The organism is Viridibacillus sp. FSL R5-0888 (genome assembly GCF_038009105.1).
Lineage (GTDB): Bacteria > Bacillota > Bacilli > Bacillales_A > Planococcaceae > Viridibacillus > Viridibacillus arenosi.
In genome coordinates, this window is record NZ_JBBPAU010000001.1 from 3906453 (window position 1) to 3927466 (window position 21014).

The 21014-nt window shown below is 36.6% G+C and carries 22 protein-coding genes; 8 read left to right on the forward strand and 14 right to left on the reverse strand.

The annotated features are described in order from the left end of the window. Nucleotides 1-73 precede the first annotated feature (73 nt). Together MKY02_RS19350 and MKY02_RS19355 are read right to left on the reverse strand one after the other, a co-directional pair. Nucleotides 74-835: an HAD-IIB family hydrolase gene (locus MKY02_RS19350; protein ID WP_038180154.1), complete on the reverse strand. Its 762-nt coding sequence runs from the start codon at nt 833-835 to the stop codon at nt 74-76. 45 nt (nt 836-880) lie between these two features. Further along, nucleotides 881-1348 carry a YbaK/EbsC family protein gene (locus tag MKY02_RS19355; RefSeq protein WP_235175680.1) on the reverse strand — a complete coding sequence of 156 codons (468 nt, stop codon included), beginning with the start codon at nt 1346-1348 and terminating at the stop codon, nt 881-883. A gap of 96 nt (nt 1349-1444) precedes the next feature. On the opposite strand from MKY02_RS19355, the gene MKY02_RS19360 reads away from it, so the two are divergent. Both MKY02_RS19360 and gerQ read left to right on the forward strand, forming a co-directional pair. Further along, nucleotides 1445-1864, forward strand: a complete 420-nt coding sequence (locus MKY02_RS19360) for a cell wall hydrolase (protein WP_038180160.1) — start codon at nt 1445-1447, stop codon at nt 1862-1864. 20 nt (nt 1865-1884) lie between these two features. After that, nucleotides 1885-2229 (forward strand): spore coat protein GerQ, encoded by a 345-nt coding sequence (gene gerQ / locus MKY02_RS19365; protein WP_038180162.1) that lies wholly within the window; start codon nt 1885-1887, stop codon nt 2227-2229. A gap of 43 nt (nt 2230-2272) precedes the next feature. Here the strand turns inward: gerQ and MKY02_RS19370 are convergent, their stop codons facing one another. From MKY02_RS19370 to MKY02_RS19390, 5 genes are all read right to left on the reverse strand, one after another. Next, nucleotides 2273-3331 carry a beta-carotene 15,15'-monooxygenase gene (locus MKY02_RS19370; protein WP_340711626.1) on the reverse strand — a complete coding sequence of 353 codons (1059 nt, stop codon included), beginning with the start codon at nt 3329-3331 and terminating at the stop codon, nt 2273-2275. Between the two features lie 115 nt (nt 3332-3446). Continuing rightward, nucleotides 3447-3824 carry a DUF423 domain-containing protein gene (locus MKY02_RS19375; RefSeq protein WP_038180164.1) on the reverse strand — a complete coding sequence of 126 codons (378 nt, stop codon included), beginning with the start codon at nt 3822-3824 and terminating at the stop codon, nt 3447-3449. A 21-nt stretch (nt 3825-3845) separates the two neighbouring features. Continuing rightward, nucleotides 3846-4154, reverse strand: coding sequence for a YwdI family protein (locus tag MKY02_RS19380; RefSeq protein ID WP_038180173.1), 309 nt, complete (start codon nt 4152-4154; stop codon nt 3846-3848). Nucleotides 4155-4678: 524 nt separating this feature from the next. Then, complete coding sequence (locus MKY02_RS19385; RefSeq protein WP_038180178.1) at nt 4679-5356, reverse strand: uracil-DNA glycosylase; 678 nt, start codon at nt 5354-5356, stop codon at nt 4679-4681. A 5-nt stretch (nt 5357-5361) separates the two neighbouring features. Then, the gene (locus tag MKY02_RS19390) at nt 5362-6123 is read right to left on the reverse strand and encodes a DUF4230 domain-containing protein (protein ID WP_038180181.1); all 762 of its coding nucleotides are present in this window, start codon (nt 6121-6123) and stop codon (nt 5362-5364) included. A 189-nt stretch (nt 6124-6312) separates the two neighbouring features. Here MKY02_RS19390 and MKY02_RS19395 point away from each other — a divergent pair, with 189 nt between their 5' ends. The 5 genes from MKY02_RS19395 (at nt 6313) to MKY02_RS19415 (ending at nt 10512) form a co-directional block, all read left to right on the forward strand. Further along, nucleotides 6313-6576: a hypothetical protein gene (locus MKY02_RS19395; protein ID WP_038180183.1), complete on the forward strand. Its 264-nt coding sequence runs from the start codon at nt 6313-6315 to the stop codon at nt 6574-6576. Nucleotides 6577-6721: 145 nt separating this feature from the next. Then, on the forward strand, nt 6722-7555 hold the full coding sequence (gene thiD / locus MKY02_RS19400; protein WP_076034279.1) for a bifunctional hydroxymethylpyrimidine kinase/phosphomethylpyrimidine kinase: 834 nt from the start codon (nt 6722-6724) through the stop codon (nt 7553-7555). A gap of 352 nt (nt 7556-7907) precedes the next feature. Continuing rightward, nucleotides 7908-8258 carry a YojF family protein gene (locus MKY02_RS19405; RefSeq protein ID WP_038180187.1) on the forward strand — a complete coding sequence of 117 codons (351 nt, stop codon included), beginning with the start codon at nt 7908-7910 and terminating at the stop codon, nt 8256-8258. Between the two features lie 16 nt (nt 8259-8274). After that, nucleotides 8275-8970 (forward strand): bacillithiol biosynthesis deacetylase BshB2, encoded by a 696-nt coding sequence (gene bshB2, locus MKY02_RS19410; protein WP_038180190.1) that lies wholly within the window; start codon nt 8275-8277, stop codon nt 8968-8970. Between the two features lie 186 nt (nt 8971-9156). Continuing rightward, entirely contained in the window at nt 9157-10512 is a 1356-nt protein-coding gene (locus MKY02_RS19415) for a YjiH family protein (protein ID WP_076034278.1), read from the forward strand. Between the two features lie 203 nt (nt 10513-10715). On the opposite strand, the gene MKY02_RS19420 is transcribed toward MKY02_RS19415, so the two are convergent. Next, on the reverse strand, nt 10716-12908 hold the full coding sequence (locus tag MKY02_RS19420; protein ID WP_235175681.1) for an ATP-dependent helicase: 2193 nt from the start codon (nt 12906-12908) through the stop codon (nt 10716-10718). Nucleotides 12909-13076: 168 nt separating this feature from the next. On the opposite strand from MKY02_RS19420, the gene ilvA reads away from it, so the two are divergent. Further along, nucleotides 13077-14339, forward strand: a complete 1263-nt coding sequence (gene ilvA, locus MKY02_RS19425) for a threonine ammonia-lyase IlvA (RefSeq protein ID WP_038180194.1) — start codon at nt 13077-13079, stop codon at nt 14337-14339. 248 nt (nt 14340-14587) lie between these two features. Here ilvA and MKY02_RS19430 read toward each other — a convergent pair whose 3' ends face one another. From MKY02_RS19430 to MKY02_RS19455, 6 genes are all read right to left on the reverse strand, one after another. Continuing rightward, nucleotides 14588-15385 carry an ABC transporter ATP-binding protein gene (locus MKY02_RS19430; protein ID WP_340711627.1) on the reverse strand — a complete coding sequence of 266 codons (798 nt, stop codon included), beginning with the start codon at nt 15383-15385 and terminating at the stop codon, nt 14588-14590. Further along, the gene (locus MKY02_RS19435) at nt 15378-16400 is read right to left on the reverse strand and encodes an ABC transporter permease (RefSeq protein ID WP_038180198.1); all 1023 of its coding nucleotides are present in this window, start codon (nt 16398-16400) and stop codon (nt 15378-15380) included. Before MKY02_RS19435 ends, MKY02_RS19430 begins: the two co-directional genes overlap by 8 nt. A gap of 17 nt (nt 16401-16417) precedes the next feature. Further along, nucleotides 16418-17425 carry an ABC transporter substrate-binding protein gene (locus tag MKY02_RS19440; RefSeq protein ID WP_038180201.1) on the reverse strand — a complete coding sequence of 336 codons (1008 nt, stop codon included), beginning with the start codon at nt 17423-17425 and terminating at the stop codon, nt 16418-16420. Between the two features lie 394 nt (nt 17426-17819). Further along, nucleotides 17820-18878, reverse strand: a complete 1059-nt coding sequence (locus MKY02_RS19445) for an NAD(P)/FAD-dependent oxidoreductase (RefSeq protein ID WP_038180203.1) — start codon at nt 18876-18878, stop codon at nt 17820-17822. 51 nt (nt 18879-18929) lie between these two features. Continuing rightward, entirely contained in the window at nt 18930-19913 is a 984-nt protein-coding gene (locus MKY02_RS19450; RefSeq protein ID WP_445329622.1) for a FecCD family ABC transporter permease, read from the reverse strand. Nucleotides 19914-19963: 50 nt separating this feature from the next. Further along, nucleotides 19964-21010 (reverse strand): FecCD family ABC transporter permease, encoded by a 1047-nt coding sequence (locus MKY02_RS19455; protein WP_038180208.1) that lies wholly within the window; start codon nt 21008-21010, stop codon nt 19964-19966. Nucleotides 21011-21014: the final 4 nt, after the last annotated feature.

The following is a 21014-nucleotide window of genomic DNA, read 5'->3' on the forward strand; positions in this document are numbered from 1 at the left end:
TAAATTGAATCGAAAGAGTTTGCTGTTTTGTGTGTCTCTTTACTTAATAGACATTATTTTTTCAGAAAACGTTTTATGCATATCGAACATTAAATTCTGCTAATTTCTCAATAATTTGCTGTTCAACATTAACATCATTTGTAATAGCTTCATCAGAATATGGAGCGAGTATCTCATGATGGCCTATCATAACAGCATGATGGGCATGTTCGAACATAGAGATATCATTAGTATCATTCCCAAATGCAATATAACTACCAGAAGAAATATTCAGTTGCTTCAAGGCACTCCATTTATGAATACCTGTTGGACTAATATCCAATATCCCCTCATCTCTATGTAAATGAATGATAACATCTAGTTGTTTCAAATCTTCATGAAGGGCTTCCATATTACACGAGGTCAGAATAAGTATTTTAATAATCGAACTTAGTTTTTCAAGCGGTTTCTTTTCTGCTAAATTATGAGGATTAAGATTATTTAATATCGGGTGATCTGCAGGTCCTGTATAAGCATAATCCCAGTCGCCATCAATTAAATACGTAGCTTGATATTTTTCTAATAATGCCTTTAACTTAACTAATATTGTTGGGCTAAATCGAGCTACTTGTTTAATATTTCCATTCTGACATATAAGTGAGCCATTCCCACCTATCATTTTATACCCATGAAATCTTTTATGCAGTACAGGCAATAAATCGCGTATCGGGCGTGCGGATGCAAAAACGACTTCATGTCCACTTGCTGTAAGTTGCTCTAAGCTTTGAAGAATAGGTTCTGTGACTGGTTGGCCTTTAAAACAAATCGTCCCATCCAAATCGAAAACAAAATGCATGTATGACACTTCTTTCTGTGAGGTTTCGTGAGTTTTGCCCTCTTATTATTTAACTGCGACAATTTTGCCGCCGGTGAGCTGTAAGAGTTCATCTGCAGTTAGCTGGAACACAGCCTTTGGATGACCCGCTGCTGCCCAAATTGTATCATATTGAAAAAGGTCCTCATCAATCAAAGTTAGAATTTCTGATACATGTCCGATGGGAGATACTCCCCCTATTACAAATCCTGTATGTTCACGAACAAATTCTGCATCAGCTTTACCAAGCTTGTCTTCTACAACTTTGGCAATATGCTTCTCATTTATACGATTAATACCACTTGCTACAACTAAAAGTGGAGTATTAGTATTTTTCATACGAAAAATGATCGATTTAGCAATTTGCGCAACCTTACATCCAATGGCATCTGCCGCTTCTTGTGCTGTACGTGCGCTATCAGGTAACTCTACTACTTCATTATCGAAACCTAACGATTGTAATTTTGTCTGAATCGCAAGTGCACTTTCCTTCATGAAATACATCTCCTAAATAGATATTTTTTTCATTATACACGAATAGGCGGTCTTAATTTCTTAATATTGCATATATTTTAATGAGGAGGTTTTGCGATGCCTGTTATACAATCGACAGAAAAACAACTAGAGTTACTAGCAAGGTTGATGCGAGCCGAGGCAGAAGGTGACGGTGAACTTGGAATGCTAATGGTTGGCAATGTCGGTGTAAATAGGGTACTTGCTAGCTGTCTCGACTTTACTGATATTCGAACAATTGAACAAATGGTTTTTCAAAGTCCAGGTGGATTTGAAGCAACGCAGAAAGGGTATTTTTATCAACGGGCACGCGAACAAGATAAACGTTTAGCGCGTAGAGTAATTAACGGCGAAAGATTCCACCCAGCAACGCGCTCGCTATGGTTTTTCATGCCTGAGGGTGGCTGTCCTGCTCAATGGTATGGTCAATGGAATACTGGGCGTTTTAAGTCGCATTGCTTCTTCGCACCAAGTGAAAGTGATTGTCCGCAAATTTAACTGTTAGAAAGGATGAATGAATGGTCCAGTATTATTGGACACCTAGCTATCAACAACAAATGACTCCTCCCCCAGTGACAATTCCGAGTGGTAGACCACCAGGTTTTCCACAGCGTGAGGAATCTTATATTGAAAACATTTTACGACTAAATCGTGGGAAGCCGGGGAATTTTCACTTTTCGTTTGAGCATGCAGTAGAAGCTGGCAAAAATACGATTAACGTACGCGGTGTCGTGGAGGCGGCTGGGCGCGATCATGTCATTTTACGTGATCTCAGAACGAATCACCGATATCTCTTCCCAATGATCTACTTTGATTATGCAGAATTCGATGAGGAATTAGCTTATTTTAATCAATCTCAGTAAATAGCAAAACCCTTCCATATAAGTCGGAAGGGTTTTTGGCTTTTTATTCATTAATTAAACGCTGTTGCAATGCTTGTTTGAATGCTATTGGGTCATCAAGACGAATAGCGACTCGTGTATATTGCTTTTTAAAACCGATTAACAAAGATGCCGTACATGGTTTTTTTAATTCTAAAATCATATGTGGGTGCACTTCTTCAAAGTCTCTTGCAACAAATTCAATCGTTGTTTTAGCATTAAGCTTTTTCTCGAGTTCTTCTTGATCAGTTGTGATTGACTTAATATCGTCTAATGAAAGTTCCATTTGTTTTACAAGACCTAATGACAAATATAATTTCTGCTCTTTTAGACGTACTGGATTCAAACGTACTGCTTGTATATCTCCAAGAAAGAAAATAACGCTATATACGTTCAATATGAGTAGGATAATGGAAAGAATCATTGATTTTTCATGAAGCCACCAATGGATGCCTAATGTTTCGATTACTATCGCATGTATTAGCATAATTTGAAAGGCAAGTAGACTAGATTTTTTGTGTAAAGTGAAGGTGTTAGATGTTACTGGAATAGGCTTTTTCCATGAAGCAAAGGCATAATAAAACATAAGTAAATCTGAGATAATCATTTGTACAATTCGTTGCTTAGATACCTTTTTTTGAACAGCTTTTGGAAAGGCAAACAATAAACTTTCATCATAGGTTCGTACTTCTCGAATGACAGCAGGCATGAGGAAAAATAGTAATCCAATCAAACTGAGCTCAAGTAAAATTATAGAGCCTTCTATTGCAAAACCTACATAAGAGAACCCGACAAATGGCGCAAGATGATGGGCTGGTATTAATAGCTTTGCGAAAATTAATCCGCCTGCCATTAACATTATGAAACGTTTAATAGTAAATTTATTTTTTCGATCGATTGCGATGATTAATAACGGTGTGACAATTGCAAAATCAAAAAGACTCCCTAGAATAACACTTTTTGTTTCCTCTGATAAAAAAATTTCTGACAATGGCGTCCGATATAATGCAAAGTTCGTTGCAAGAACAAGTAAAAGTAACGCCATCCAAATATAGCTTTTTATATCTCTTTGGCTTACTACCATTTCATCACCTCATCTTCTATATTTTATTAAAAAAATAATACGTATTTTTAATAAAGTACCGACCTTTACTAAAAAATCCTACCTGATAAATTAGCAAGTAGGATTTCTTTCAAAATTAAACATGTTTAAGAGTTGCTAGAATAACCATTACCCAAGCAGCTAAGAATAGAACTCCACCAATTGGTGTAATAGCCCCTAAAACGCCAACACCTGTTAAGCACAGAACATATAAGCTACCTGCAAAAAATACGATCCCTGCAAGCATTAAATAACCTGCACGTGAAAGTTGTGTAACTGGTCCTATTAATGACGAACTCATTAATATGCCGATTGCGATTAATCCTAATGCATGGAACATTTGATACTGTACAGCTGTATCCCATACGGCTGCATAATGATCGGATAATTTCCCCTCAAGTGCATGTGCTCCAAAAGCACCTAGTGCCACTGCGATGAATGCGTTCACAGCTCCTGAAATAATAAAAAATCTCATTTTCTTTTGACACTTCCTTTTCTAAAAATCAAAAATCGAGTCACCATTTGCATCCTCTTCATGAAGCTTGTTTGTAGTAATGGAAGCCGGTATCTGGGTCTGCATCATCTGTTGTGATGGTTGTATATTCTGTGATTGAATTACTTGGCTAGTTTGCATGTCAAGTGGTCTTGATGGTCTTGCTATAGTTTCTGAAGATTTAGCTAGCACTACATCGCATAACGCTCGAACCGCAGAAAGCGCTTCACGAATTTCCTGCTCATTTTGAGCATGCTTTGCCTGCAATAAATGTTTGTCAATTTCAGTAACAATTAATTCATGAGAAATCATTAGATGTTCCCTCCCTGCTTCAGCTCAAATTTCAAACACTCAAGACCCGAGGACCTTTTTACAATTACAGAAGGTAGCTCCTTACTTTTGAATTGGTATGCTCGACAACCTCTAGGACTTCTTTGATCCCAAGTCACATAGAAATGCCTACATTTAAAACAACTCTCTTGCATGACGCTCCCCCTCTTCATACTTCACTTTACCATGATTATATCAAACCATAAAGTGACGTGTTTTTGACTTTAATGCTGAAGACGTTCATTAAAAGTAGGAAGACAGTTAGTGAGGGTGATTGTTGCTCTAAGTTAGTTGTTTGTTGCAGTAACTCCGACCTTTGTTGCACTGACTCTGCTGTTTGTTGCGCTAACTAGCACCTTTGTTATTTAGCTGAATATTCACGTCTTCAAAACCTTAATTCTCCACTTTTTATATCAACTCTAGTACTAGTAATTCACCTGCATTTCTCAAACCCTATACTCAAAAATAAAAACCGTTCTCCACAAAAAGAACGGTTTTTCATATGGTTATTTCGTTAAATCAAAATCTATTGGTGATACTCCCCACTCTCGGAGCTGTGCATTGATTTTGGAATACGGTTTACTACCGAAAAATCCTCGATATGAACTAAGCGGACTTGGATGAGGTGCTTCGATAATAGCATGGCGGCTTGTATCAATCAGTCGTTTTTTTTGTTGTGCTGGTTTACCCCAAAGGACGAATATAATAGGTTGTTCACGGTCTGATAGTTTTTGAATAACTGTGTCTGTAAACTGCTCCCAGCCTTGCTTTTTATGTGAATGAGCTTGTCCTTCACGCACCGTTAAAACGGTGTTTAACATAAGCACGCCTTGCTCTGCCCATTTAGTTAATGTCCCGTCTAATGGAATCGGAAAGCCTAAATCCGACTCCATTTCCTTTAGCATATTTTTTAAACTTGGTGGATGCTTCACACCTCGTTTCACTGAAAAGCTCAATCCATGTGCTTGCCCTGCTCCGTGATAAGGATCTTGCCCTAATATGACAACTTTCACATCATTGTATGGTGTATAACGAAAAGCGTTCCATATCTCCGCTTTGGGAGGGTAATTCGTTCGTGTCGCATATTCATTTTCTAAAAAATCCTGAAGCTGTAAAAAATAAGGCTGATTAAATTCTGTACTGAGTACTCGCTGCCAATCGTTGTCTAAAATTTGCTTTGTCATCTTTTCTACTCCTTAAATTCCACTGTCACATCATATCCGACAAGTGCAAACATATCAGCGACAGAACTTTGCGCATTACTTTTTGCTGTATCAATAACCCCTTGAGTGGTTGCTTCTTCAATCATTAGTTTCTTTGCTTCTTTAGCAAGTTCATATGCTTCGCTAATATCTGCTTTTTCTCGGAACAGGCCTTCACTTGAAAAGACTTGAACATGATCAAAGTCTATTTGAGGCTCCCCTAGTATTTTTGCACTTGGCAATGTAATCGTAGCTATTTTCTTCTCTTCATTTAATTCAATATCTTTTTCGGTAATCTTTGAAAAGTCTACACCTGCTTTAACGCCACCAGGTATAACAACTAATAATTCTCTTTTAGTTCCAGGTAAGTTTAAGCCAATCTCTTTACCGAAAAGTTTATTGTCAGAACGTTCAATCATAATCTTTGTATATGCCTCTGCTGTTGTTAGTTCATTTAAATTTTGAATTCGTTCCATGATTGAACCTTTATTTTCTGTGAATGTACTTCCTTTAATAATGTTCATAGTTGCAATCGGAATGATAATTAATAGCGCTAGGACAATTATAGTTGCCCATACATACCATTGCATAAAGAACTTAGGTATAAAAAATTTCCGAATAAAACCCTTTTTTCTATCTTTCCTATAGTAAAGAGACTCTGAAGAATCAAGAATTGTGGCAGATTGTTCTTCTGACTTTAACTCTTTTAACATCTTCTCAAGCTCTCGTATTTTCTTATTTGAAGTCACCTTAATCCCTCTCTTCTATTAATCTAAAAGGAATTTACTATTCCTGATATTCAATTCGACATTATTCTACTATGTTCACTCCTATTATAAAAGTTTCTGCGCTATTAATACAGTCGATTGAATTTGGTGATTAACGGAAATATTATTTAAAACCGTTTTAGAGTAATATAATGGAAAGGAGTTGGTGGAATGGCTGATTTACAATGGCGAGAAAAGGTGAAAAGAATTACGAATGTAGCTGAAAGTGGCCAGCACGTGCCGGAGCAGGCAAAATCGTTTGGCATGGGTTGTTTTTATATATTCTTTGCTATTATTATTTTACTTTTTATATTTTTATTAATTGGATTTATACAAAAGGGTCATTACATAGCAGCTACCATTGTAGGTTTACTTTGTTTAGGTGGGATTATTATTATACGAAGAATTATAAATGCAGATCGGTTACCTAAATAGAAATCCAAACTGACCTTATTAAAAAGTTGGTTTTTGACCATTTCATTCTAGCCAGTTAATTCGTTATAATAGGACTATTCAATTACATTTTTTATATTCGGAAAGTTTAATAAAATAAGTTTTTTCATAAAAGGAGTCTTTTTCTATGTCACTAAAAAAAACACTAACAATTGCCGGCACCGATGCTTCTGGTGGTGCAGGTTTACAAGCTGATTTAAAAACTTTCCAAGAGCATGGCACATACGGTATGTGTGCAGTGACTGTTGTTGCTACAATGGATCCAGACAATAACTGGTCTCATGGTGTATATACATTACCAATCGATGTTCTTAAGGCTCAGCTAAAAACAACTCTTTCTACAGGCATTGATGCAGTAAAAACAGGGATGATTTCTACTGAAGAAGCTATTCAAGTAGCTGGTGAAGCAATTGCAAACTCTGGCACATCAAACGTTGTTATTGATCCAGTAATGGTATGTAAAGGTGAAGATGAGGTTTTAAATCCAGGAAACGTTGAAGCTATGATTAAATACCTTATTCCACAAGCACTTGTTACAACACCAAATCTTTTTGAAGCTGGACAATTGGCTGGAACAGGTACACCAAAAACAATTGAAGAAATGAAAGTCGCAGCACAAAAAATCCATGAACTTGGTGCTAAAAACGTTATCATCAAAGGCGGTAAAGCGTTGCAACATGAAAAAGCTATCGACCTATTCTCAGATGGTGAAAAATTCATCCTTCTTGAAGCCGATAAAGTAGATACTACTTATAACCATGGTGCTGGTTGTACTTTTGCTGCTGCTATTACAGCTAACCTAGCAAACGGTTTATCTGTAAAAGAAGCTGTTTTCGAATCAAAAGCTTTCGTTGCTGCTGCAATTGAACATGGCTGGAAATTAAATCAATTCGTTGGCCCTGTTATGCATGGTGCAAAAGGTGTTTACGGTACTCCGAAAATCACTACTACTGAAGTTTAATATCGAATAATAGATCCTTCGCAATTTCATTAATTGCGGAGGTTTTTTATGTATATCTTTTCAGATTTAAACGATGTCTAAGAATTTATGATGGGACAACAGTTCTTTATGCAAAAAAAGCAGTACTTTTTATATAAACAGGTTGTCCTTATTTAAAAGAACATAATAATAAACCATACACTTTTAGATAAAGAAACAATTTTTCCTTACTCTACTTCTATAGATACAACTTTCAGCTTAATTCTTACAAAGCATATAAAGAAAATATAATTTTTGAGCTTTCGAATCGCATTCGTAGGAATTTTTCTCTATACTAGAGAATAGATTGCTAGCTGTTGGAAGGAGAATTTAAATGGAAATAGTACAAATAGAAAAGCTTCAACAACTTCTTAATTCCTTTGCGAATAAAGATGTTTATATACATTTAGAGACAACCAACGGGGCTTATGCCTCTCATTTCAATGAAAAAGTATTCAACGCTGGTGCATTTATCCGTAACGTTAAACTTCAATATGAATTGGGTAAAGTTACAGCAGATGTTCCTCACCGTGTTGGTTTGAAAATGGCTCATGGCTGGGTTTATGCTCAAGGTATTACTCACTTTGAAATAGATGAACAAAATCGTCTGTTAATGGCTGGACATGACTATGACGGTAAATTAGCAGTAGCACTTGAAATTAGCGAAACACCATTTACTTATTAATTAAGGAGAGATTCAGATGACACTACAACCTGAGCGACACGTACTTGTCGTATTCCCCCATCCTGATGATGAAGCATTTGGTGTTTCTGGCACCATCTCAACTTATGTCAATCAAGGTACCCCTGTCACATATGCATGTTTAACACTTGGCGAAATGGGACGTAATCTTGGAAATCCCCCATTCGCGACACGTGAGACTTTACCTTTAGTCCGTAAAAAAGAATTAATCGCTTCATGCGAAGCAATGGGCGTTACAGATTTACGTATGATGGGCTTACGTGATAAAACAGTAGAATTTGAAGATGATGAAAAAATGGTACAAATGATGACTGGTTTAATCGATGAATTGAATCCATCATTAATTATCACATTCTATCCAAATTACGCTGTTCACCCTGATCATGAAGCAACTGCTCGTGCTGTTGTGCGAGCTGTACGTCGTATGCCTGTTGAACAACGTCCGAAGTTACATGCTGTAGCATTTGCAAATAATACCGGCGAAGGTCTTGGAGAACCGGATATTGTCAATAATATTCGTGACGTACGCGAGCAAAAACTTGGCTCAATGCGCGCTCATATTTCTCAAACTGCTTGGATGCTTGAAGAAAATGAAAAGCGTCTAGAAGCAGGTGAACCAGAAGCTGAGAACTGGTTAACTTATGAACGTTTCTTCAGCTATCGCTGGCATGAAGATTTTGAAGATCAATTTTAAACGAATAACTCCACCCCTGTCCGGCAAAAAATGGACAGGGGCTTTTTTATTTTTCATAAGTAAATAAAAGGATTCACATTTGTTATTGTCTGAAAAGTACGTCTTTTACCTAAACTATTTACATCTGAATGTAAACTCTTTATGATGAATAAATATTCAACTATAAAACGAGGTATTTAATATAAAATGAAAAAATTCCCTATATCTACTTGGCTATTATTTATAATCCCGTCACTGATTGGCGTATTCTTATTTATGACGCCACTTAAGACAGCTGACGGCTGGAAGGTTCCTATTGCGATTTTGGCCAATTTACTTGCTGGATCTTTAGTTTCATTCATTTCCTGGTTCACAGTTATCGTATTTTTCATCGCAGCATTAGGCTCAGTTGCTTATCACTTTATTCCGCAAAAGAATCCTGAGAAACCTACAATGTTTGATGGAATATTCCGTGTAAATTGGTTTTGGACAATCGCACGTGTACTTGGTTTTGTCTTTGCATTAATGGTTGTACAAGATTTCGGTCCGAGCGTAATCCGTAATGAAAACACAGGTGGACTGTTAATGGATCCAGACGGTGGTCTTGTGACTTTCCTATTCACGATTTTCTTATTCGCAGGCCTACTGCTTCCATTTTTAACTGAATTCGGTTTACTTGAATTCTTCGGTACAATGATGGTTAAAATTATGCGACCATTATTCAAAATTCCTGGACGTTCTTCTATTGATGCATTAGCTTCTTGGATAGGCGATGGTACAATTGGTGTCCTTTTAACTAGTCGTCAATATGAAGAAGGCAACTATACACAAAAGGAATCAGCGATTATCGCGACTTCATTTTCAATTGTATCAATCACATTTTGTATAGTTGTAATTGATACCGTACATTTAGGTGAATACTTCATTCCATTTTACGGTGCGGTTGTTCTTTGTGGTTTAGTATTAGCATTAATCATGCCACGTATATACCCCCTTTGTAAGAAAAAGAACACGTATATCAATGGAAAACCACTTGACCTTGAGCGCGAGAAATTGCCAGAAGGTTATAATATGATTACACATGGTTTAGAAAATGCATTAAATACAGCTGAACGTAATCGTAATTTCAGTAAATTTTTCGTAGATGGTTTTAAAAACGTTTTAGATATGTGGTTTGGTGTTGCACCGATCGTTATGGCATTTGGTACTGTAGCGTTAATACTTGCCGAGTTCACTGGAATATTCACTTTCTTAGGGAAGCCATTCGAACCGATTTTAACAGTGCTAGGTTTACCTGAAGCTGCTGAAGCAGCACAAACTATGGTTGTTGGTTTTGCAGATATGTTTTTACCTACTATTCTTGGTTCTGGTATTGAGTCAGACTTAACACGCTTTGTCATAGCAGGTGTTTCTGTTTCACAGTTAATTTACATGTCAGAGGTTGGTGGCTTAATTCTTGGTACGAAGATTCCTCTTAACTTTTTCGAGTTAATGATTATTTTCTTATTACGTACTTTGATTTCTCTACCAATTATTGCTGGTATCGGACATTTAATTTTTTAATCATAAAAGCAGGACCATCTTATTTAAAAGACGGTCCTGCTTATTTATTTAACTACCGTTTTATATATTAAGTAACCGATAGTCAATCTTTTCCGCATTCGTAAAGCACTTTATTTTTAGATAATTTATTTTTAAAACCAATTACTAATTTTAAAAATAAGTTGATAAAATTTTCTATTTTGGAAGCCACAAATAGATACCTGTTATTCTATATTACAAAGAAACCCTTGTTTCAAGCATATATCGATCATAAATTTTTTATAACCTACAGATTCAAATTCAACACCAATAGCTTGTCCACTTAACTCTCGTATTTCTCCTTTACCAAAAACATGATGCTCTACATAACTATTCAATTGCAAATCTTCTTTTTTAGTAATGGCATTTACGGGAATATCTCTAGAAGGTTTACTTTTTAGATAACCAACCTCCTTTTTCACTAACTCTTTTCCTTTTACTAAACGCCGTACTTGTTTTAAAAACTGAGACTCCTCTACATGTTCGTCGTCTTTTAAATGATAAGTAAGCAATTCTAAATGCTTGCGTGCACGAGTCATCCCAACGTAGAAGAGACGGGCAGCTTCTTCTATTGGTTCGCTATTATCTTCGTCCTGTTGTTTTAAATCATCTTTTGAAGGAATAATACCATCAACTAGATCAATCATATACACGTTGTCATACTCAAGCCCCTTTGCACTATGCAAAGTAGATAAAGTAACTACATCACGCCCTTTGTTTGACCAAGACGTTTTCATAATTTCCTCTAACTCTTTTAAGCGTCTTGCGAATGCTTCAAGATTTGGTATACCTACCGCAATATGCTCTAGTTGATTTAGAATACCTAATAATCCTTCCTCATTGAAGCCAAGGTGCTCAGCCGTGTTACGAATCGATTTTTCATATCCTAGATTTTTACGGATGATTTTAATCGCTTCTTCTGGATCTAGTATATTTATCTTTTTAATTAACTTCTTCGTTTTATTCAATGCCTGCTCCTGATAATCTGCGTGTCGAACCGTTTGGAGCTGATCAAAAACTGAAGTTTTGTCATTATTATTTTTTAAATACATCATTTGTTTTTTCGTAATATATGCATTCATCTTCGTATGGACTTTCTCAAGAATGTCTACACGTGAATCATTATAGGAAAGGCGCATGAAATTGATAATATCTTCTACAATCCAATGTCGGAAAAATTTCAAATCTACGTCTTTCATATAGAATGGCAAACCTGCTTTATTTAACTTATCCACTAATCGGATGGCCGAAGAATTATTACGGTATAAGATGGCCGTTTCTTTCGGATTACTACTTTTCTCAATTTCTTGAATGATGTAGTTCAGTTGTAACTCATAGCGCTGCATATTGTGGATTTCAATTGATTCACCAGATGGATTTTCCGTGAACATTTCCTTCGTATAACGCTTTGGGTTTCTTTTGATGAAGTCATTTGCTATTTTCACGATTTCTGGTGTGGAGCGATAGTTTTGAGTCATTGTTAAAATCTTTGCTTGAGGATAATTCTTTTCAAATTCTAATAACTTTTGGACATCCGATCCACGCCACATGAAAATAGATTGGTCATCATCAGCTACAACGCAAAGATTATTTTGTGGTTTTGCTAAAATCGTAATAATTTCATGCTGAATAACGGAATTATCCTGACTTTCATCCGTTAAAATATATTCAAAACGGCGCTGATATTTCGTTCGAATTTGCTCATCGTCTTGTAAAATACGTAAACAGTACGTGAGCATATCGTCAAAATCTAAGAGTGGATATTGCGGGTTTTGAGTTTTGAATTGTTCATACGCTTTATACATATCGGCTATGCCTGAGATGGAGGATTTTACGGTACTTAGCTGCTTACTTGAAAGCATACGATTCTTTACATAGCTGATATAAGTAAGGAGCTCATCCATTTCATCTTCAGTTGGATTTGTATCCTTTATCTCCGTAAATATATTTCGAAGAATTATTTTTTTATGAAGTGGGACGTCATTGCCCCCCTCCACTAGTTGAAAATTTATGCGTTGCTTTGCAAAGTATTCTCGTACTACTTGAAAAGCAAAGCTATGAATAGTAGAGAAATGAACCTTTTCATGCGTCAGTTTGCCAAAGAATTGGTCGAAGCGCTGTGCCATATCTTGTGCGGAGGCTTTACTAAACGTAATGGCTAAAATCGCACGTGCTGGTATTTTCTTTACTAATAATAGATAGCCAATTTTCATATTCAAAGTTGTCGTTTTTCCTGAACCGGGTGATGCTAACAATAGCAATGGACCATCAGAATATCGAACTGCCTGTTTTTGTACATCATTTAAAGAAACACCCGTATGTTGTTGCATTTTATCAAAGAAATTCATTTGTACTCGTAATCCTTTCCGTTCATTCATACTGTTCTTTCTATTATAACTGAAAGCTAGTTGGAAACGCTTTTTTGCCCGCTCAAACGATAAGTAACGAAACATTTAGAATTAACTTAATATTTAGTCCATTCAACTTGAATAATATGTTAAAATGAATAAATGCATTTTAAGGAATCGGAGGTTAGACGAATAATTATGACAGTATCAGATGTGAAGACCGTTCAGGTGGAAAATGTACTAATTGCTTATCAATTTTTAAAAGATGTTGTTGCACACACACCATTACAAAAAAATGAATATTTATCTGAAAAGTATGGTTGTACCGTTTATTTAAAACGTGAAGACTTGCAACATGTACGTTCTTTTAAACTACGAGGTGCCTATTATAAAATTAAAAGTATCGAGAATGATGCAAGAGAAAAAGGTGTTGTTTGTGCAAGTGCAGGCAACCACGCGCAAGGCGTTGCATATGCGTGTGCAAATTTAGGAATCCGTGGGCACATTTTCATGCCAACAACTACTCCTTCTCAAAAAATAGAACAAGTGAAAATGTTTGGACGTGAATTTGTAGAGGTTATTTTGTCAGGCGATACTTTTGATGATTCTGCTAGAAGTGCGCAGGCATTTTCAAAGGCTGAAGAACATATTTTCATTCACCCATTCGATGATATAGATGTAATCTCGGGACAAGGCACCGTTGCCGTAGAAGTGATGAATGATATTGAAGAGCCGATTGACTATGTATTTGGTAGTATTGGTGGAGGCGGCTTAATTGCCGGTGTATCTGCCTATATTAAAAACCTTTCCCCTCAAACTAAAATTATCGGGGTTGAGCCCGGTGGTGCTGCGAGTATGAAAGCAGCTTTTGCTAACGGTGGTCCTGTTGCCTTAGATTATATCGAAAAATTTGTTGATGGTGCTGCTGTACAACGTGTTGGCGACACTACATATGCACTTTGCAAAAAGTATGTCGATGATATTATTGCCGTTCCTGAAGGTAAAGTGTGTACGACCATTTTAAGCTTGTACAATAAGCATGCAATTATTGCTGAACCAGCGGGCGCTTTACCAGTTGCGGCACTGGATGCTTATCAAAACCAGATTAAAGGGAAATCCGTAGTCTGTATTATTAGCGGTGGTAACAATGATATCGGTCGTATGCAAGAAATTAAAGAGAAATCCTTAATCCATGAAGGTCTGTTATACTATTTCATCGTCAATTTCCCACAACGTGCAGGTGCACTTCGTCAGTTCCTTGGTGAAGTACTTGGTCCAGATGATGATATTACAACATTTGAATATACGAAGAAAAACAATAAAGAAAGTGGTCCAGCACTTGTAGGCATCGAGTTAAAACGTCCTGAAGATTATGCTGGTTTACTTGGCCGTATGAAACTTAACGGTTTCTCATTTAAAGAAGTGAACAATGATAGTACGTTATTTGCTCTATTAGTTTAATATCCATAAAAAATGGAATCTTCTGAGTGTAGAAGACTCCATTTTTTTATTCTCTGCTTTCCAAGGAAGGCAATCATTAGTTCTTCATTTATAAATAAACCATACTGCTCTTACTTGAAGCTAAGAAACGGTTTTATACTATGGATTTATTTTATATATCAAGCTATCTATGCTATCAGATTTTACGATTTAGGTAAACAAAAAGCAGGCACCCTTAGACAGGGTTCCTGCTTTGCAATTTCTACTTACTATACACTTAGTAGAGTTCGGTCTGATACAAGCTTTTCACTGCGAATACGTTGGAATGCATCCATTAAATCGGCGATTGTTAAATCTTTTTTCGCTTCTGGGTCAACCTCTAAAATGATTTGGCCTTTATCCATCATTATGAGGCGGTTACCTAAATCAAGCGCTTGTTGCATATTGTGGGTAACCATTAATGTTGTCAGATTATCTTTTTCAACTAACTGCTTTGTTAAATTCGTAATAAGCTCTGCACGTGAAGGATCAAGTGCAGCTGTATGCTCATCTAATAATAAAATTGATGGCTTTGTAAATGTTGCCATTAGTAGAGATAATGCTTGTCGTTCTCCACCCGATAGTAAGCCTACTTTCGCTGTTAAACGGTTTTCCAAATTGAGATGTAATGCTTCCAATGATTCACGGAAAAACTCACGTCTCTTTTTATCGACTCCTATACGTAAGCCACGACGTTTATTGCGAGAATATGCAATCGCCAAGTTCTCTTCTACGGTCATTGTTGGTGCTGTACCTGCCATTGGGTCTTGGAAGACACGGCCAATTAAATGAGAGCGTTTATATTCGGGATATTTGGTTACGTTTTTTCCGTCTATTTCAACAGTACCAAAATCAGGTGATAAAGCTCCCGAAATCATATTCATCATTGTAGATTTCCCAGCACCGTTACTACCAATTACAGTGACAAAATCACCTGTTTTTAAATCTAGATTAATATTATCTAAGGCAATTTTTTCATCTGGCGTTGCTTCGTTGAAGATTTTGTTGATCCCCTCTAGTTTAAGCAAGATGTTTCGCCTCCTGTTCACTAGTAACCGTACGTTCTCCTCGACGTTTTGCTTTGCGTGCACGCTCTTTACGTTTTTCAAAGAATTTAGGCAATATCAACGCCACGACCACAATTAATGCTGTGATAAGCTTCATATCACCGGTATCTAAAAATTCAACGCGAAGGGCGATAGCAATTACAATTCGGTAGATAATCGCACCGACAATCACAGCTAAAGTTGTACGGACAATTGTTTTCGTCCCTAAAATCGCTTCCCCGATAATAACAGAAGCTAAACCGATAACAATCATCCCTATACCCATACTCACATCTGCAAATTTCGTATACTGCGCAATAAGGGCACCTGATAATGCAACCAAAGCATTTGAAATACCCAGCCCTAAAATGATTAATGTATCTGTATTCGCAGAAAAGCTACGAATCATTTTGTCGTTATCACCGGTTGCACGAATAGCTAAACCAACTTCGGTTTTTAAAAACCTATCGAAAATAATTTTAATCGCAAAAGTTACGATGATCATAATGAAAAATGTACCCCATGTTTTTGGAACATTTTCGATGCCGATGCTGCTTAAAGTGTTATTTATTGCTGTATCAATACCTAAATTACCCCACCAGCCAAAGAAAATGGTGAACAGTGAATCGACGTTCGAAAGCGGTACGTTTGGACGCCCAATTGCGGTTTCTGTAGTTGCCCCCATAATACGTAAATTGATGGAATAAAGAGCAATCATCATTAATATCCCAGATAACAAAGGATTGATTTTCGCCTTCGTATGAAGTATTCCTGTCATACATCCTGCTAAAAAACCTGCGACAATCGCCGCTGCTGTTGCCAATGCTGGGTGGTAACCAAGTACAATTAAAGTCGCTGCTGTTGCAGCACCTGTCACAAAACTACCATCCACTGTTAAATCAGGAAAATCTAAAACTCGGAATGTAAGATACACTCCGAGCGCCATAATTGCATAGATGATTCCTTGCTCAACAGAGCCAAAGATTGCTGTAAACATGTAGAATCATCTCCTATCTATTCGACTACTTCTGCTTTCCATTCGTCTTTAATGTCTAAGCCAAGTTGTTCAGCTGCTTTCTTGTTGATCTCGAATTTTAAGTTTTTAGGATATGCCACTGGGATATTTGCTGGTTTTACACCATCTTTTAAGATTTTCACTGCCATTTCACCAGCTTCATAACCAATATCCGAATACGCAAAGCCGTAAGCACCTAGACCTCCACGTTTAACTGAGTCTAATTCTCCAACCATTACAGGAATTTTCTTATCAGTTGCCACATCCAACACTGATTCAAGTGCTGTTACAACTGTGTTATCAGTAATGATATAGATTGAATCTACTTTTCCTACTAATGATTCAGTTGCCTGTTTTACTTCTGCAGATGTTGAAACAGATGCTTCTACAATTGTTACACCTAATTTTTTAGCTTCTTCTTTTACCATATCCACTTGTACACGCGAGTTTTGCTCTCCTGAGTTGAAAACCATTCCTATCTTTTTAGCTTTTAGTTCTTCAGCTAAAAACTTCACTGTACTTGGAATAGCTTCTGGATGTGTATCAAGAGTTCCTGTTACATTTCCACCTGGAGCTTCCATTGATTTTACAAGCTCTGCTCCTACTGCATCTGTTACAGATGTAAAAAGAACCGGAATATCAGATGTTGCAGCTGCAACTGCTTGAGCACTTGGCGTTGCATTAGCAAATATTAAATCCATACCGTCACCAACTAAATTATTTGCTGCAGTTGTATTAATACTCGAATCCCCTTGTGCGTTTTCAATTTTGAATTCTACTTTAAGACCGCTATCTTCAATTGCTTTTTTGAATCCTTCAGTAGCTTCATTTAAAGATGGATGTTCAACGTATTGAGAAATCCCGATTTTATATGTTTTCTCATCTGATTTTTCAGATCCTGAATCGCCTGATCCTCCAGAGTCAGATTTATCTTTGGTTCCACATGCTGCTAATACTAGCATTGCTGCAAATAATAAAAATGCTAACTTTTTGTAACCCTTCTTCATATGAAATCCCCCCTATTTGAATCGTAACCACTTCTATTAATCTAGCGTGACTATAATTAGTGTTATATTACAGGGGGAAAAGTCAATCGTCAACAACATTATGAATCTTTCGACAATTCAAAATATGACATCTTCGCCACTTTAACGCGTTGAATGGCTGAACATCAACGTTTTGATGTATCCCTTTAAAATGTGAACATTTTGTGAATTTTTATAACTAATGGAAATGAAATTAATTTTATCCTATTTCAAAATTAAGCCTCTCATAAATGCATTAAATTAGAATGAAAAAAAATACCTTTAAAATTAAAGAAACACTAGGCTCCAAAACAAAAAATTGTTTCAAAGTCTAGTGTTACTTAAATACATTGGTAAAAAACGCTTATATTTATAGTTAATTTTTCGCTAAGTATAAATGTTTCACTAATTCCTTATTCTTTTCTTTGAAAATATCATTATGAGATGACACCATTCCATACTCATATGCATCTGGTATTACGTATTGCTTTGCTTTATTTACTGCATTTGCTGCATCCTGAAATGCACCTGCAATTAAATGTAACTTTCCTTCATGATTCAAAATATCACCTGCAGCATATAGACCTTCTACAGACGTTTCACTTAAAGGACTTCCTGCAATACTATATTCATTTGCCATTTCAATATTTAATCCACTATTTGATGTCAGCTCTTTATCTCTATCATAACCGTGATTAATAATAACTTCATCAACAGGTAGTTGAATAATATTGCCATCTTCAATACTCAACAACTCGACTTTTTCAATACGTTCGTGATCATTTGAGGCAATTAGTTTTTCAATTGATGTATTTAGTAAACACTCAATTGAACTATTAAATAGACGTGATACCTCTGCCTCATGCCCTTTTAACATATCTTTTCGGTAGGTTAAGTAAACTTTTTTGGCAATGGGCTCCAATTCATTCGCCCAATCTATTGCAGCATTTCCGCCACCTGAAATCAATACAGTTTTGTTTTTAAAGCGTTCTAGAGATTTGACAGTATAATGTAAATTTGAAATTTCAAACCGTTCAGCGCCCTCGATATCTAGTTTTGTTGGATTTATAATACCGCCCCCAACAGCTAAAATAACTGTTTTTGAAAAGTGTTTATTGTTCGCTGATGTTGAAATAATAAAGTTCCCATCTTCGCCTTTATTAATTGACGTAACTTTTTCTCCTAATACTAACTTAGGATTGAAAGTCATTCCCTGCTGAATCAATTGTTCTATCAGTCGTTCACCTGTAACAGGTGTCAGTCCACCAATATCCCAGATCATTTTCTCTGGATACACATGCACTTTTCCTCCCAAAAAAGGTTGGAATTCGATAATTTTTGTTTTCATTTCTCTTAAGCCACTATAGAAAGCTGAAAAAAGTCCTGCTGGGCCACCGCCAATAATTGTTACATCATACAATTCTTCTGAATTCATCTTGAATCCTCCTATTAAACTTATTATTTTTTAATATTCAAAATTCACACTCTATGCTTTTGACCTTGCAAGTAGATATAAGAAATAGGGTGCTCCAATAACTGCAACGACAATACCAGCTGGAATTTCAGATGGTTGTAATATCCATCTACCTATCGTGTCCGCAGTTATTAACAAAAGGCTACCTATTAAAGCAGCTGTCGGTAAGAGATACTGATGTTTTGCACCCACTAGTTGTCGTGCTAAATGTGGTGCAATTAAACCAATAAAGCCAATTCCCCCACTTACAGATACGCTTGCACCAGCTAAGCCAACTGCAATTGCTAGTAAAATTAATCGCTCTTTTTCTATAGCTAGCCCAAGGCCCGTAGCAGGTATCTCTCCAAGATTAAATGTATTTAAGACACGAGCCTTCGAATAAGCGATTGGTAATAAAATAAGAATCCAAGGCAATAATGCCAATACAAAGCTCCAGTTAGAACCCCAAATACTACCTGCCATCCAAATAGCAACAAATTGGTAGTTTTCAGGTGATAATCTCAATGTCAATACAATCATTGCCGCACTAATACCCGCCGCTACTGCAACACCTGTTAGCAATAGCCTTGTAGGCGAAATTCCTTCACCACGTTTATATGCAAGTACATAGATCAGAATAGCTGTGGCTGCTGCACCTACAAACGCTAATATAGGAAGAAAAAAAACCGGTGCTGCTGTTGTAGTTGGAAAGAACGAAATAAATAACATGACTGCTAAACCTGCTCCTGAATTTATACCTAAAATTCCTGGATCAGCTAATGCGTTCCTTGAAACTCCTTGTAATATGCTCCCCGATACAGCTAATGCCATCCCTACTAAAATGGAGATAACGATTCGTGGTAATCTGAAATCAAACAAGATTATATTCTGTTTATCCGTCCCCATTCCAAATAATGTTCGAACTAATTCAATTGGGGTAAGCCTTATAAAACCTGTACCCATACTTATCATGAACATTATAATGATGAGTAGACAAATAGTGAGAATAAGCAAGATATTCTTCCGATGTTTTTTTTGTTGATAAGCAGATATGTAATTTTCCTCAGTCACAACTCTTTTCCTCCTTTACGAGCAAGGTAAAGAAAGAATGGAACGCCAATCAAAGCAATCAATGCTCCTATAGGTGTTTCATAAGGTGGATTTATCATCCTCGCAGCAAAATCAGCTAGTATAACTAATAGACTACCTAAAATTGCTGAACAAGGTACAATCCAACGATAATCGCTTCCTACAAGAAAACGCGTTAAGTGAGGAACAATTAATCCAACAAATCCAACGGCACCTACAACTGAAACGGCTGCACCTGCCAACACTAATACGACAACTGATCCAAAGAATTTTATCCTCCCTGTTCGTTGTCCAAGTCCAATCGCCACTTCGTCTCCTAGACTAAGCAAAGTGATTGATTTTGACAGCATGATTGCACCAATAATTGCTGCTATTATCCAAGGAGACATAACTTTAAGATGCTCCCACTTTGTACCCGAAACACCACCTGCATACCAAAACGCCAAATCTTGACCAATGCGATAATAAATTGCAATTCCTTCACTAAGCGCTCCGAGCAAAGCACTGACTGCTGCTCCTGCTAATACAAGACGCATAGGTGTTAAACCACCCTTTGCTAAAGAACCCACTCCATAAACAATGCCAGCACCTAAAGCTGCTCCAAAAAATGAAAATAAAATAATATACATATAAGGTAAGCCAGGAAAGAAAGCAAAGCAGATAGCAAGCATGAAAGCAGCACCTGCATTTAATCCCAATAGACCTGAGTCAGCCAATGGGTTTCGTGTCATTCCTTGCATAATAGAACCTGCTACAGCAAAACACGCTCCTACTAAACCTGCCCCAAGAACTCTTGGTAGTCTTATATCTTGAATAATTTGGTGTGTAGTTAAATTGGGGTTAAATTGAAAAACAGCAGACCAAACAGTTCCAAAATCAATATCTGCTGCACCAAATGATACTGATAATCCTATAGCGAATAAAAGGCCTATCGTTCCACCCAGTAATATGACAGTTGCAATAATTGGACGTGAGCCCTTATATACTTTCTTTAAATCTATTGATTCTTCTACTGAATCTGACATCTTC

Excerpts from the sequence above, each read along its gene's own strand:
- MKY02_RS19350 (WP_038180154.1), bottom strand. The coding sequence starts at position 835 with ATGCATTTTGTTTTCGATTTGGATGGGACGATTTGTTTTAAAGGCCAA.
- MKY02_RS19355 (WP_235175680.1), bottom strand. The coding sequence starts at position 1,348 with ATGAAGGAAAGTGCACTTGCGATTCAGACAAAATTACAATCGTTAGGT.
- MKY02_RS19360 (WP_038180160.1), top strand. The coding sequence starts at position 1,445 with ATGCCTGTTATACAATCGACAGAAAAACAACTAGAGTTACTAGCAAGG.
- gerQ (WP_038180162.1), top strand. The coding sequence starts at position 1,885 with ATGGTCCAGTATTATTGGACACCTAGCTATCAACAACAAATGACTCCT.
- MKY02_RS19370 (WP_340711626.1), bottom strand. The coding sequence starts at position 3,331 with ATGGTAGTAAGCCAAAGAGATATAAAAAGCTATATTTGGATGGCGTTA.
- MKY02_RS19375 (WP_038180164.1), bottom strand. The coding sequence starts at position 3,824 with ATGAGATTTTTTATTATTTCAGGAGCTGTGAACGCATTCATCGCAGTG.
- MKY02_RS19380 (WP_038180173.1), bottom strand. The coding sequence starts at position 4,154 with ATGATTTCTCATGAATTAATTGTTACTGAAATTGACAAACATTTATTG.
- MKY02_RS19385 (WP_038180178.1), bottom strand. The coding sequence starts at position 5,356 with ATGACAAAGCAAATTTTAGACAACGATTGGCAGCGAGTACTCAGTACA.
- MKY02_RS19395 (WP_038180183.1), top strand. The coding sequence starts at position 6,313 with ATGGCTGATTTACAATGGCGAGAAAAGGTGAAAAGAATTACGAATGTA.
- thiD (WP_076034279.1), top strand. The coding sequence starts at position 6,722 with ATGTCACTAAAAAAAACACTAACAATTGCCGGCACCGATGCTTCTGGT.
- MKY02_RS19405 (WP_038180187.1), top strand. The coding sequence starts at position 7,908 with ATGGAAATAGTACAAATAGAAAAGCTTCAACAACTTCTTAATTCCTTT.
- bshB2 (WP_038180190.1), top strand. The coding sequence starts at position 8,275 with ATGACACTACAACCTGAGCGACACGTACTTGTCGTATTCCCCCATCCT.
- MKY02_RS19415 (WP_076034278.1), top strand. The coding sequence starts at position 9,157 with ATGAAAAAATTCCCTATATCTACTTGGCTATTATTTATAATCCCGTCA.
- MKY02_RS19420 (WP_235175681.1), bottom strand. The coding sequence starts at position 12,908 with ATGAATGAACGGAAAGGATTACGAGTACAAATGAATTTCTTTGATAAA.
- ilvA (WP_038180194.1), top strand. The coding sequence starts at position 13,077 with ATGACAGTATCAGATGTGAAGACCGTTCAGGTGGAAAATGTACTAATT.
- MKY02_RS19435 (WP_038180198.1), bottom strand. The coding sequence starts at position 16,400 with ATGTTTACAGCAATCTTTGGCTCTGTTGAGCAAGGAATCATCTATGCA.
- MKY02_RS19440 (WP_038180201.1), bottom strand. The coding sequence starts at position 17,425 with ATGAAGAAGGGTTACAAAAAGTTAGCATTTTTATTATTTGCAGCAATG.
- MKY02_RS19445 (WP_038180203.1), bottom strand. The coding sequence starts at position 18,878 with ATGAATTCAGAAGAATTGTATGATGTAACAATTATTGGCGGTGGCCCA.
- MKY02_RS19455 (WP_038180208.1), bottom strand. The coding sequence starts at position 21,010 with ATGTCAGATTCAGTAGAAGAATCAATAGATTTAAAGAAAGTATATAAG.